The organism is Teredinibacter turnerae T7901 (assembly GCF_000023025.1).
Lineage (GTDB): Bacteria > Pseudomonadota > Gammaproteobacteria > Pseudomonadales > Cellvibrionaceae > Teredinibacter > Teredinibacter turnerae_B.
This window is the reverse complement of sequence record NC_012997.1, coordinates 119,673-132,075: the sequence shown is the minus strand read 5'-3', so window position 1 is coordinate 132,075 and position 12,403 is coordinate 119,673. Positions and strand designations below refer to the sequence as shown.

Genomic DNA, 12,403 nt, shown 5'->3' with positions numbered 1-12,403 from the left:
CGATTTAATTAAGCGTCTACCACAGCGTGCGAGAACGCAAATTACGCCCAGTTTACACCAGCAGGCAATCCATAACTACTGAACTCCATATGAAGTACCCTACGCTGACCTGGGTTGCTTGCTTTACTGGATGCGTGCAAAAGGTGTGGGCGCATAACCAATGCAGAGCCCTCCGGCGCGCTACATACAGTTTCACAATGCGATTTTGAATATTGATCGATAAATCCCTGCGACATTACACCTTCTTTGTGGCTGCCAGGCATAACTTTGAGGCAACCATTTGACGCAGTGGACGCATCAAGGTGAATTCGTATCGTTATCATCTGCTGCAAAACGTCAATCGGCGGCTGAACATGCTGAACCCCATCTTTCAAGCTCCACGGCCCCCATCCGGGATCGTTAAATTTTTTGGTTACCGCCACAGTCTTATCTTGGTGCCAAGATACCAACCAATTATTGGCAAGCGATTTAACAAAGACAATAGACCTGACATGCCTTACCGCCCCAGCAAGATAAGCAGACGCAATCGAAGTTAATTTTCCACTCTCGACTAGATGTTTAACTATAGGGAGTTTTTCTCCGCATTGCGAATACCACCGCCCTTTATTTCTATGCGAGCAACTTCATTTTTTAACTGGTCTAGTTCATCTAACGTCACTAAATTATCTATTAGCTCGAAGCCCCGCTCTTCAAATGCCATCAATCAGCCACCCTCATTTTTATAGTTGCGTTGTTGCCATCACTCGCTTAACGCGTTAGCTGCGCTGATGTTAGCATACGACCAGCTAATCGACCCGTCGATTCAATGCAAGTCGTCAGCACATAGGGTACGCTAACCGCTTAGATACACGCTAATGTCCTACCAAACTCTAAATAACGCCTGACCAATCACTCGACACAAAATATCACATTGCGATGCTTTTCACCCTCCAATTCGAAATAGCACTCGCCGCATTCGGCTAACCCGTTTTTCGAGTAGAAGCGAAGTGCTTCAGTATTGTGTTCCCAACAGGACAGGCTTAGATTTTTATAAAAATTTATAATATATCGCATCAGCTGGGTTCCATACCCCTTGCGCTGAAAACGCGGAAGAATATAGAGCGTTTCCAACTCACTGGGGTTACCAGGATTTACCACAGCATATCCTATAAAGGATTTTTCTTTTCCGAGAAGATACACATTGCGACTCCGTATCACAGCAAGCACATTTTGCGCTGTAAATTCGCTGGCTACGTAATTGGCGATCGCCTCAACTACCCCGTCTGTTGAGTAGGTATTCACCCATACAGATTGGCCAATTGCAGCGATAATCGCGGCATCATTTTCTTTGGCTTTTACGATTACCATCTAGCAAAACCCAATTGACATTCAAGATTATATTTTTTTCTGGCTGATCATATGCCTTAACGGATTAAGTTTACAGACAAGCAAAGGGTTCCCGGTCAGACAAGAGCAATACCTACCTGCACCGCCCGTTGACGTTGCAAATTTAATCGCAAAATTAATAAATAGAATTAATGCTGCGCTATTGTAGCCCACAAAAATAACCACATAAAATCAGTGTCATTTATTTTATTCAACAAAGAGCGGTGAATTGCAAACTACGGAATAAGACCCATACGTCAAACAACCAAATTTCGCGACAGATCCTCATTTGTAACCTCCAGCGCCCAGCCGACCAACACCATCTCACACCGATAGAACCTTGCATATAACGCACTAAAACAATCCATAATAATTAACAAAAATTCTATATTTATCGACCCACAATCGCGATTTGGAATTTGTTAGCAGATTGGCAATTAATTTTTCGACAAAAATACATAAGTCATAATTTTGCAACATCCAAGAATTAATAATCTCCTGTAAGCAAAAGCTTACGACATAAAAAACATGGCTGTATTTAACTTCAAAAACTGGAGATTACACTTTGAAAAACATAACAGGTATAGCATTTAGTTTTTTAATGTTGATTGGCATATGTATTCCGTCTCATTCAAACACGCTTGCAAATGAATCTATCGCGTTCGATGAACTTGAGCGTCATAAGGACGAAATGAATTCCATGCTTTATCGCGTAAAAAAGCATGAACTACAGGTAGCAATGAGAGCGATTGGCGAACTTGCAGAATCCGAAACAGAAATTCGCTCCGCGGTACGTGATCTGATAACGCCAAAAATTGTCGGCGGTGGTGTTGCAGGCACATGGGAAAATCCGTTTCAGGTTTCACTCGTTGTTGCATCGATATCAAATAACAAGAATGCGCACTTTTGCGGTGGCGCGTTTCTTTCGTCCACACAAATTGTGACGGCAGCGCACTGTGTACGCGGTGTCTCGCCAAGCCAAATTCAGGTTGTCGCCAACACCCGAAGGCTTGATGGCACCGGGTCCCGGGTGGGTGTATCTCAAATTTCGATACATCCCAAATTTAACTATCGCACTCTGGACTACGATATTGCTGTCGTAAGATTAAGTTCGACGGTATTTAATTTTCCAGTCGATCTTGCGATAGAAGAACCTGTTGCGGGCAGCTGGTTGTTGGTAACGGGCTGGGGCAGTCTAAGCGAAGGTGGCTCGAGCCCTACGGATTTGTACGCTCTCGATATCCCAGTTGTTAGCACCGCCAGCTGTAACGACGCGAACTCGTATTCTGGCGATATTACCAGTCGCATGTTTTGTGCGGGTTACGAAAGTGGTGGCAAGGATTCCTGCCAGGGCGATTCTGGCGGCCCCATCACTGGAGGAAATTCTAACAGCCTGCTTACCGGTGTCGTGAGCTGGGGTTTTGGCTGCGCCCGCCCGCATTACCCTGGCGTTTACACTAAAATCGCTCACCCGGAAATTCGCTCTTTTATCAGTTCGTTGGCACCCGCGCCAGTCTATCCGTATAACTACACCAGCTACCCCTACACCGTCACCGGTTACGGAACCCAAACCAACGTTTACGTTCGCAATGCTCAAGGCTACACCGAACGCCTTTGGGGTACTCGCACCTATGCGGACCTGCAAGCAACCGCAAATGCCTACTGTCGCGGGCTAGGCTATAACCGTGCAAATTACTGGCGGTCGGAAGGTTGTGGCGAAGATGAAGATTCATTCATTCGGTTTGACCCGGCAATCAACAATTGGCACTCCCGAAATTCCGGTAGCGCCAACAACCGCGGCGGTTACTGCCGATACCGCCTTATGAGCGAAGTGAGCTGTGCTTACTAGCATTGAAATGAAATACGATTAACTATCCACAGCGACGACTTGAAATTTTATGGTCGTCGCTTCGATGAGAAACAGACTAAAGTGGCCGATACACGTCTGGAGAGCTTGTTCTGAAAGCACACTGCCAATTGAGTCTTTGCAGAGTCGTTATAGACTGGGTAGCACATAAAGCAAATCGCTATTGGGGGCAACCTTCACAACCATTGCGAAGGCCACAGACAAAAAGAAAGCGGCTAAAGCCGAAGCCTTGCCGCTTGCATTCAGGCCATTGCGAAGGGCCTTCTGATGGCATTCACAACTTTTTAATTGGGGATTCCTTTGATTGCAGTTGATAATTACCCCCACCGACCACTAATGTTAGTCCAACCTTCTCGTTTCAAAATATCTTCTTGATAAATAAAGTAGACAAGTGCCCCCGTCAACAACCCTCCTACCGGAACCAACATCATTCCAATAAACTCACCAAGAGCTTCACCAAATAGAAATACTATTGGAGGAACAATTAAAGACGCGGAAACTAAAGATAAGAATGACACAAGCTTCATTTTATTTTTAAGCAAAATGAATTTAAATGGCCTATCAATATAAGAAATACCTGCAATCAAAAGCCATGCCGCGATAGTTAACAGCCATTGATGTTCAGACAGAAAATAAATAAATGCTCCAATTAAAGTAAAACCTCCATAAACCCCAGGGGCAACATGAACTTGGAACGACCTGTATTTTCTATTTTCATTCATTACTGCCACCTAATCCGACACAAGGAAAGAGGAATTAGTACTCTGGAAATTAACAATCGCAGCGCCCACTCTACCCGCAGGAGTATTACCAAATACAAATCCAGCACCTATATTCACTGCATCTAAAATTAACGACCCAGACGAAGCATCATTGAAGTAAATATTTGAAGCGCTGGCTGTTGCAGCAAGAACCGAAGAACGTGTACCTGTAAGCACTAATCCACTTCCCGTGGCAGCTATAGTTAAATTACCAGCGACCTCAGAAACACGATAAGCCGAAGACTCTTCGTTCACACCGCTATTAATATTTAACGCTCGACGTGCCCGCTTCGTCAGCCCAAATGAAACACCATCACCAAAACCCGCAGCCGCATCAACCACACCTTGATGAAATGAAGGTAAGTGCCTTCCAAGGTTATCCCAAAAACTTCGCTCCTCCTGTGCATAAACGGTCCTACACTCCTCATCAGGGCAGCTGCTCTGTTGCTCTGGCTCTATCCCACTCTGATGCACACCGCCTTCGTCTCGGGAGTTTCCCCCGTTAACTTCACCCGTGACAACAACGTCCTCTTCAACCTCTCCGTTCTGGTTATCCTTTTCTGAGACAGAGTTTTTGCCGATTTTTTATGCTTAATTACAACTCACGCTACCTGTTATCCAACGAAACGCACATTGAGGATTTGCAGCCATAGATCCAAACAATTTCAGATATTTCCAGATGGCAATTTTGCGGTCTAACTTCAGTTAGCTAATTTACAGCCCATACTGCCGCTCGAAATGGGTGATTAACGCGGCGGCGTTGGTGGGCTTGCCGGTTGCGCGTTGCATCAGTTCCTGAGATTCCAAACGGCTGCCCCATTGCCATATATTGTCGTGCAGCCATTGGGTAATTTGGGCAATCTCATTTGCAGCGATAAGTGCGTTTAAATCGCCAATTTTCGTTTCCATGGCCGCACGCAATTGCGCGGCGTTGACTGCGCCGAGCGTGTAACTAGGAAAATAGCCGAAGGCACCGGACGGCCAATGGACATCCTGCATGCAGCCATCTTTATTATTTCCCTGGGTATTTAAGCCAAGGTACTGTTGCATTTTTTGGTTCCAGGCGTCGGGAATATCACTCACCTCCATGTCGCCATTAATTAATGCAGATTCAATTTCGTGACGCACAATAATATGGAGCGGGTAGCTGAGTTCATCGGCGGACACGCGGATCAAACCCGGCTCCACCCAGCAGACTGCCTGTTTTAATTCATCGGCGCTGAGCGATACATCCGCAGAAAACAGCGTTTGGACCTGCTTGGCCAGCAGCGCGCAAAAGGCATCCGTAGTGCCTATGTGTTTTTCAAAAAATAAGCTTTGGCTTTCGTGGATGCTCATGTTTCGCGCCAGACCGAGCGGCTGACCGCGCCACGCTTTTGGCAACCCGGCTTCGTAGCTGGCGTGCCCGGTTTCATGTACGGTGCCAAACAGGGCGTCGAGAAAATCGTCGGTGCGATAGCGCGTGGTGATGCGCTGGTCTCCAGGATTTCCGGTGCTGAACGGATGCGCGCTGATATCCAGGCGACCGGCGTTAAAATCGAACCCCAGGGTCGCGGCGATATTGTGGCTCAGTTGCTGTTGCTGTGCCACAGGAAATTCGCCGCGTACATTCACCCGCGTGGTTTTGTTTTGGCGCTCACACACGGTGTTGATCATTTCCGGCAGGATTGCTTTGAGCTGAGCAAAAGTCTCGTCAATAAGGGAGGCGCTGTCACCGCAACTGTAGAGCCCCAGCATCGCATCATAGGGCGTCGGCGTGTTGAGCGCTTGCTGGCGAATACGCGCTTGTTCACGGGCGAGCTCGACAACCCGCGTGAAGCTTGTACTGAACCCGGCCCAGTCATTTTGCGGCCGCAATGTTGTCCACTGTTGCTGGCAGAGCGCATTGGCGACGGCTTGCTCGCGCACCAGTTCTTCTGGCATGAGGTTACTGTTCTGCCAGGCCCGGCGCATCTCCCGCACATTGGCAGCTTCGTCTGCCGTGAGGTCAGCCTCTGCGCAGACATCCAGCCAGGTTTGTATCTCCGGCTGGTTCATGGCGCTGTGTTCCAGGGCGGACATTTCGGCGATGGCGTTCGCGCGTTCTTCAGCACCCCCACCGGGCATCATCACTTCCTGGTCCCACTCAAGAATGGTCAGGCAGTGCTGGTAGTACGCGATTTTTCGAAATGCGCTGTGAAGATTCTGGTAGGCGCTCATACGCAGGTTTCCGTGTTAAATTGATTTAATTTTCCCATTTACTCGGGGGAATGTTGCTGATATGGATATGCCCGATAAGCCGAATTGTCGGGCGCAATAAAAATTGAAAGCTGCCACAAATAAACAGCCATATTGCAGCGGTTTCCCGCTGGGGAAACAGAAATAAAATACTGCCCACCAAAAATAACACAGCGACAATAAAGTCATTAACGATGCTGATGACTTCATAGCGCCGCCGGATCACCAGCTCTTTGTGGCCAAGTTTGAGTGTGAGCGGATTGTCGACAGCATTATCGGTCATTACTCCCCCGTAGCGTTGAGCAGTATATACCGGGCCCGAAAACGGATCGGGTGTTTGAGCGCGTGACATTTTCTTCTATCGCACTGATTAGTTCTGACCCATCAGTACCGCATTTGTTCGTAAGCCTTTGATTTATTGCGTTTTTACCTACGCTTGTTGGGGCAATACCGGCTCAATGGCTGGTCGCACTCTATTTAAATGGCGCTCGCACAGCTCTATAATTAGCGCCTAACACACCTTAAATGAATGGTTGTCTCTCATGAATGCTCCGCTGATGGAACACACAATGCGCTGGTTTGGCCCTGCCGACCCGGTGAGCCTGTCTGATTTGCGCCAAGCCGGTTGCGCCGGCGTGGTTACGGCGCTGCACCACATTCCCAACGGCGTGGTTTGGCAGCAGGCGGATATCGAGGCGCGCAAACGTGAAATCGAAGCGGCTGGCATGCGCTGGAATGTCGTTGAAAGTCTGCCGGTGCACGAAGACATCAAATCGCAGCAATCCGGCTTTGAGCAGTTAATAGAAAACTACAAGGAAAGCCTGCGCAATCTCGCAGCCTGTGATGTGCGGGTGGTGACCTATAACTTTATGCCGCTGCTGGACTGGACCCGAACCGATCTTGGCTACGCCATGCCCGATGGCGGCAAGGCCCTGCGTTTCGATATGATTCAAGTTGCCGCCTACGATATCCATATTCTGCAACGCCCTGACGCCGCGGCAGATTACAGTGAGATCGTGCAACAGCTGGCCGCTGAAAAAGTAGCCGCCATGAGTGACGACGATAAAATCGCCCTGGAAAAAACCATCGTTGCGGGTTTGCCCGGTAGTGAAGTGAGTTTCTCTACCGAAGCCTTCCTCGAGGCGATTATGGCCTATCACGATATCGGCCCCGAGCAATACAAGGCGAATTTAATCTATTTCCTGCAAGCTATTTGCCCTCTGGCGGACGAGCTTGGCATCAAACTGGTGGTACACCCGGACGATCCCCCCTTCGCAATTTACGGTCTGCCCCGCGTGGTGAGCACCGCTCAGGATCTGCGCGATATTTTCAGCGCGGTGCCCAATCCGTCTAACGGGCTTTGCTTTTGTGCCGGGTCGTTCAGCATTCGTGCGGATAACAACCTCACGGAAATGGTGCGGGAGTTCGGCGAGCGCATCCACTTTATTCATTTGCGCAATACCCAGCGGGAAGAATACGGCAGTTTCCACGAATCGCAGCATTTAAACGGCAGCATCGACATGTACGACGTGGTCAATGCGATTATGGATGTATCTGAAGCGCGCAACGAATCTATCGCCATGCGCCCAGACCACGGTCATCAAATACTCGACGACCTGAAAAAACGGGCAAACCCAGGTTACTCGGCGATTGGGCGCCTCAAGGGACTGGCCGAGTTGCGCGGTCTGGAGCTGGGGATTTACCGCGCGCGCCAACACTAATCGCTACGCTCAAGCTCATACAAAGCCATAAAACATAAGACAAAAAAGGTGCCGATTGGCACCTTTTTTACGTCTGTATAAACCGCGAGTTAGCGCTCGGCTACCAGGGTAATTCATCGCCGTTCGCGTGCCAGAAGGTGCCTGTTGCGCTGAGCGTCAGGGCCTCCAAACGCGCGACAAGGCCAGCGGCGGCGTCATCCGCAGATACATCCCCGGCGAAATTGACCATGCGGGTTTGAACAAACCCTGGGTGCAAAATGGCCACCGCAATTCCTCGTGGCTTTAAGTCGCGCGCCAGCGACATTCCCGCCGCATTAAGCGCGGCTTTCGACATGCGGTAGCCGTAATAACCGCCGGAGCCGTTATCCGCGATCGACCCCATGCGGCTGGTTACCAGGCCAATACGGCTGTTACTCGCCATCAGCGGCAACAACGCCTCGGTTACCCGCAATGGGCCGAGCGCGTTTATTTCCAGCTGCGCGCGCACATTGTCATAGTCGATACTGCCCAAACTCTCGCTGGCCAGCATGCCGGCATTGTTGACCAGGATATCGATTGTGCTGCCCGCCAGCCGTTCAGAAAGTTGCTGGCTAAGATCGTCACTGGTGAGGTCTACGCCTTGTTCAATGCGCGTGCCAGTGGCTTCCAGCTCCGCGCTGGCCTCGCGACAAAGCGCAATGACACTGGCACCACGGGAGACATATTGCTTGACCAATGCAAGGCCAATCCCCCGGTTTGCTCCCGTGATCACAACCTGCTTGGTTGAGTAATCCATAAGCACTCCTGTTGTTAGTGGGTCTGGCTTACGTTAAACCAAAGTTGCTTGTCGTCAAGGGGCGTTTTTACTGGCAGCAAAGGATTATCGATGCGGAATATACGGCGGTGCTCCAATTTCGCTCGTTCGATATCGTCACCGAAGTTATCGTAGAACAGTGCATCAAAGGAGCCATCACTCACCGCTTTGCGCAATCCGGACTCGAGCACCCGGGCCTGCTCTGGCTGGGCTTTACTCACAAAAAAGTAATATGCGGACGGGTAATGCAGCGCCAGATTCGGCTCGACAATCAAATTTTTCGCTTTGAGCGTTGGCATCTCAGCCCAGACCTCGTTAACGGCCAAGGGCAGGTAATCCACATTGTGTTTACTCACCATCTCAAGTAGACCGCTCCAGTCCACCGCGAGCCTGAGGCTGAAGCCATTGCTGTGCAGAATATGGGTATCCGGCCAGCCAAGACCTTGGGTTGCAACCAGCGCTTTGAGTGCACCTGGCTCGGTAATATTGCTGAATTTGTCCCGATATTCGTCGCTGATCACCAACAGGCGCCAGCCAATCAAACCTTTATAGAGGGGAATGCGCACAGGGAGCAGCTCTTGCTCCAGTTCTTCGCTGGTGAGCAACCAATGCACGTTGTAGCGCTCGGAGCGCAAAAAGAGTTTACTGCGCTTTTCGCTCATCGCAGACAGGGTGATAGGCTCAAGCACATAGGACTCACCTGACTTCTCGAGCGCGAGCTTTAGTAAGGATACAAAATAGCTGTCCCGATGCTGAAAAACCGGGTTATCGGATACCGGGTAGCTGAATCGCAGGGGCGCGTGGCCCTCTTCCGCATGACCGCTGCTCGCGAATAAAAACAACAGTAGAGCGAACTGCCACAAGGTACACCATCTCGATTGCCGGTACATCATGTCAGTCTCCCCCCTTTTTTCGACTAAGGTTTGCCGAGTCGGGTCTCGTTGTATACAACCGAGCGAAAAGTGTGTCATGTATGTTTGCTGAAGGTCGCGCTAGTACACTGAAAACGTGAACAGGTTCGCTAAAAAACCTGACCTCTCACTGCATCAACGTCTCAGTCCCGCTTTTTAGGCAGGATTTGTTTCGATCGTCAAACGCCCCTGACATATTGATTGCGACTGCATTGAATCCCCATGCGGCACAATGAAACACGCCCAGCGCCACCAAGATAGCTGGTCTGTGCAAGGAGCAACTCTGCCGTCGCGCGCGCGTCCGTCATCGCGTTGTGGTGGCCTGAAATTGGCGGCAAGCCATAGCGCTCACGACACTGTGCCAGGCGCAATCCGCTTTCCGCTCCCTGTAGTTGCAGGCGCCGCTGCTCAATGAGCATAGTGTCCACATAACCGAAAAGGAGCGGACACCGAAAATTTTCGTAGGCGGTTTGCTGCAGAAAGCGCAAGTCCAGTGGTGCGTGATGAAACACCAGCACGCTGCCGGGCACCTGTTTGGCCAACAAAGTAATCGCCGCAGCGGCACTCTTGGCGCCCGCGATGGTTGCATCATGGAGGCCGTGGATACGGGTACTATCCCCTGCCCCGCGGTCTGCATGAATCAGCAGGTGTTTGCCACTGGCATGGGTTATCCGTGCATTCTCGATCACTACCCAACCAATACTGAGCAGCTGGCTGCGATTCGCATCTAACCCGCTCATTTCGCAATCCACCACCAGAAAGCGATTTTCGCGCATCAGGCTGCGGCTGACAGGTGCCGTTGCCTGGTAGATGCCGGCAAGTGGCGTTTTTGAAGCTGCCTTGCCGTAGCGCTTTTTTTGCCAGCGATAGCTCAGGCTATAGAACACCGCCACCAAACCTTGCTTTCATCGCGGCCTGCGCCTGCCGCACCAGTTGGAATGCCTCCTTCAACTGGTGGCGCACAAGGGGCGAGAGTGTTTTCGGGTCCAGCTGATTATCCACGGTATCGCCCGCATGAAATTTCTCACCCTGCGCCTGCAAGCGAATACCTGCGATAAATTCATGGGCATCCACCAGGCTGGCCACTAACTCCCGCGACATCACGCCGGCGCGTTCCATCGCCTGCAAGCGCGAAATGGTATTCACTTCGCTGATGGCGGCCGCGAGACTGTAATTGCGCGCAATGTCCACGATGGTGATAGTGCCGCGCTTTTTCAAATCCAAGGTGTGGTTGTGATCGCCGTCTTTCTCCAGCACGAACTGCTTGAAAAACCCCAGCGGCGGCGAGTGCTCCAGCGCATTTTGCGTCATCAACGCTAAAAATATGGTGTTGGAGCGCGCTTTAGCCAGAACGTAGCCGCGCAGGTGATTTACCAGCTCCCGGTCGCCCGCTACTGGCCGCATATCAAAAAAAATGCTCGCGTGCATCAACGCTTTAGGCGAGCGTTCCTGAATCCAATAATTAAAGGTTTTCTGCCACCCGGCGAGGGTCATCCGCCATTTGGGGTTGGACGCCATAATATCGCCGGGACAGCGATGAATACCGCAGGCATCCAGGCCATCGTTAACAAAGCGCGCGAAGGGTGCGAAGTAGGCATCCGCCGAGTCATCGGCGTTATTGCCGTATATCAGCGCGTTATCCTGATCGGAACCCAGCATCTGCTCCTGCCGCGCTTGCGAGCCAAATGCCAGCCAGGCCCACGTGCAGGGCGGTTTGCCATAAACAGTTTCCGCCAAACGTAACAGGCGGCGCGTGAGTGCATCGCTTAGGGAAGTGATAATTTCGCCCACTTCGTAGGGGCGAGTGTCGCGTTCGATCAGTTTCACCACCAGATCGGGCAATTTCGCAGCAACCGCCGCTAGCTCTGCCACCGTAGTCGCGTTGTTGATACCGCGGGTGAGCGACAGCGGCTCCAGATTATTGGCCCGCATAATATCGCTCATACCGAGCATACCGACAGGCACATCTCTGTCCACCACTGGCAGATGGTGAATACCACTGCTCATCATTACCAGTTGCGCCTGGTGCAATCGCCCTCGCATATCGATGCAATGGGGCTTCGGCGTCATGACACCGCTTACAGGCTCGGTATCTGCTACGCCTTTAGCGACAACCCGCGTGCGCAAATCGCGGTCTGTCATAATCCCGACCAGGCGCTCATCCTCCGTAATCAACAGGGAGGATATTTTGTTGTTGGTCATTATCTGCGCGGCGCGGCGAATGGTGATGTTGGGAGAAGCGCAAAACGCAGGCGCGGTCATGTAATCTTTTACCGACTGGTCCAGATAGCTGTCGGTAAAGGCGTGCTGTTTGCGCATCGCGGGCGCGGGTGCGTTGTCGGATTTGCTGGCGTCCGCCTGATAGCTGCGGGCATAGGTGTCGCAGAGCCGGCTGATGTCTTCGTCGTTGCTGCGAATAGACTGAAACGCACTCTCGCTCAGCTCGTAGTAGAGGCAATCTTCCAGCACACGCACAATCATTTCTGCGGGTGCCTGCGCCAACACCCGGGGGATAAAAAAGTCACCCGCGCTTAATCGGTCGATCAGATTATGTTGGGCATCGCGTATTTCGAGGCTCCCCGACCGCACCATAACCAGACCGACCGGTTTGGCCTCGCCGGTGCCTACCTCCAGCTCACCGCCGCTTTTCTGGTAGGCCACATAAATATTGTTACTGAGGTACTCCAGGTTGCTCTCGGCAAGGTGCTGGAACAACGCCTGCACAGCAATGAAGTTTTGGACATCATTAGTTTCAGCGACCATGTGCC

The 12,403-nt window shown here is 51.1% G+C and carries 13 protein-coding genes; 2 read left to right on the top strand and 11 right to left on the bottom strand.

Going from position 1 to position 12,403, the window contains the following annotated elements; translation table 11 throughout:
• Positions 1–41: 41 nt before the first annotated feature.
• The 3 genes from TERTU_RS00525 to TERTU_RS00520 form a co-directional block, all read right to left on the bottom strand.
• Positions 42–482, bottom strand: a complete 441-nt coding sequence (locus TERTU_RS00525) for a phytanoyl-CoA dioxygenase family protein (RefSeq protein WP_266352093.1) — start codon at positions 480–482, stop codon at positions 42–44.
• An 80-nt stretch (positions 483–562) separates the two neighbouring features.
• Positions 563–700, bottom strand: a complete 138-nt coding sequence (locus tag TERTU_RS22115; protein ID WP_015817124.1) for a hypothetical protein — start codon at positions 698–700, stop codon at positions 563–565.
• Between the two features lie 188 nt (positions 701–888).
• Entirely contained in the window at positions 889–1,347 is a 459-nt protein-coding gene (locus TERTU_RS00520; RefSeq protein ID WP_015818772.1) for a GNAT family N-acetyltransferase, read from the bottom strand.
• 583 nt (positions 1,348–1,930) lie between these two features.
• On the opposite strand from TERTU_RS00520, the gene TERTU_RS00515 reads away from it, so the two are divergent.
• The gene (locus TERTU_RS00515) at positions 1,931–3,214 is read left to right on the top strand and encodes a serine protease (RefSeq protein WP_015818932.1); all 1,284 of its coding nucleotides are present in this window, start codon (positions 1,931–1,933) and stop codon (positions 3,212–3,214) included.
• A 335-nt stretch (positions 3,215–3,549) separates the two neighbouring features.
• Here TERTU_RS00515 and TERTU_RS00510 read toward each other — a convergent pair whose 3' ends face one another.
• The 4 genes from TERTU_RS00510 to TERTU_RS00495 all read right to left on the bottom strand — a co-directional run bounded on the left by TERTU_RS00510 (position 3,550) and on the right by TERTU_RS00495 (position 6,493).
• Complete coding sequence (locus tag TERTU_RS00510) at positions 3,550–3,954, bottom strand: hypothetical protein (RefSeq protein WP_041590382.1); 405 nt, start codon at positions 3,952–3,954, stop codon at positions 3,550–3,552.
• Between the two features lie 9 nt (positions 3,955–3,963).
• Positions 3,964–4,467, bottom strand: a complete 504-nt coding sequence (locus TERTU_RS00505; protein WP_228378226.1) for a hypothetical protein — start codon at positions 4,465–4,467, stop codon at positions 3,964–3,966.
• A gap of 240 nt (positions 4,468–4,707) precedes the next feature.
• Positions 4,708–6,192 (bottom strand): carboxypeptidase M32, encoded by a 1,485-nt coding sequence (locus TERTU_RS00500; RefSeq protein ID WP_015820066.1) that lies wholly within the window; start codon positions 6,190–6,192, stop codon positions 4,708–4,710.
• 25 nt (positions 6,193–6,217) lie between these two features.
• Positions 6,218–6,493: a YrhK family protein gene (locus TERTU_RS00495; RefSeq protein WP_015818920.1), complete on the bottom strand. Its 276-nt coding sequence runs from the start codon at positions 6,491–6,493 to the stop codon at positions 6,218–6,220.
• 259 nt (positions 6,494–6,752) lie between these two features.
• On the opposite strand from TERTU_RS00495, the gene uxuA reads away from it, so the two are divergent.
• Positions 6,753–7,931, top strand: coding sequence for a mannonate dehydratase (uxuA, locus tag TERTU_RS00490; protein ID WP_015819373.1), 1,179 nt, complete (start codon positions 6,753–6,755; stop codon positions 7,929–7,931).
• A gap of 100 nt (positions 7,932–8,031) precedes the next feature.
• Here uxuA and TERTU_RS00485 read toward each other — a convergent pair whose 3' ends face one another.
• From TERTU_RS00485 to TERTU_RS00470, 4 genes are all read right to left on the bottom strand, one after another.
• The gene (locus TERTU_RS00485) at positions 8,032–8,706 is read right to left on the bottom strand and encodes an SDR family oxidoreductase (protein ID WP_015820858.1); all 675 of its coding nucleotides are present in this window, start codon (positions 8,704–8,706) and stop codon (positions 8,032–8,034) included.
• A gap of 14 nt (positions 8,707–8,720) precedes the next feature.
• Complete coding sequence (locus tag TERTU_RS00480) at positions 8,721–9,617, bottom strand: hypothetical protein (RefSeq protein ID WP_015820020.1); 897 nt, start codon at positions 9,615–9,617, stop codon at positions 8,721–8,723.
• Positions 9,618–9,814: 197 nt separating this feature from the next.
• Entirely contained in the window at positions 9,815–10,528 is a 714-nt protein-coding gene (locus TERTU_RS00475; RefSeq protein WP_041589997.1) for a 3'-5' exonuclease, read from the bottom strand.
• A complete protein-coding gene (locus TERTU_RS00470; RefSeq protein WP_015816981.1) occupies positions 10,512–12,398 on the bottom strand; it encodes a DUF294 nucleotidyltransferase-like domain-containing protein in 1,887 nt (628 codons plus the stop codon). The genes TERTU_RS00475 and TERTU_RS00470 overlap by 17 nt, the downstream gene beginning before the upstream one ends.
• Positions 12,399–12,403 lie beyond the last annotated feature (5 nt).

Excerpts from the sequence above, each read along its gene's own strand:
- TERTU_RS00480 (WP_015820020.1), bottom strand. The coding sequence starts at position 9,617 with ATGATGTACCGGCAATCGAGATGGTGTACCTTGTGGCAGTTCGCTCTA.
- TERTU_RS00495 (WP_015818920.1), bottom strand. The coding sequence starts at position 6,493 with ATGACCGATAATGCTGTCGACAATCCGCTCACACTCAAACTTGGCCAC.
- uxuA (WP_015819373.1), top strand. The coding sequence starts at position 6,753 with ATGAATGCTCCGCTGATGGAACACACAATGCGCTGGTTTGGCCCTGCC.
- TERTU_RS00520 (WP_015818772.1), bottom strand. The coding sequence starts at position 1,347 with ATGGTAATCGTAAAAGCCAAAGAAAATGATGCCGCGATTATCGCTGCA.
- TERTU_RS00485 (WP_015820858.1), bottom strand. The coding sequence starts at position 8,706 with ATGGATTACTCAACCAAGCAGGTTGTGATCACGGGAGCAAACCGGGGG.
- TERTU_RS00470 (WP_015816981.1), bottom strand. The coding sequence starts at position 12,398 with ATGGTCGCTGAAACTAATGATGTCCAAAACTTCATTGCTGTGCAGGCG.
- TERTU_RS00500 (WP_015820066.1), bottom strand. The coding sequence starts at position 6,192 with ATGAGCGCCTACCAGAATCTTCACAGCGCATTTCGAAAAATCGCGTAC.
- TERTU_RS22115 (WP_015817124.1), bottom strand. The coding sequence starts at position 700 with ATGGCATTTGAAGAGCGGGGCTTCGAGCTAATAGATAATTTAGTGACG.
- TERTU_RS00510 (WP_041590382.1), bottom strand. The coding sequence starts at position 3,954 with ATGAATGAAAATAGAAAATACAGGTCGTTCCAAGTTCATGTTGCCCCT.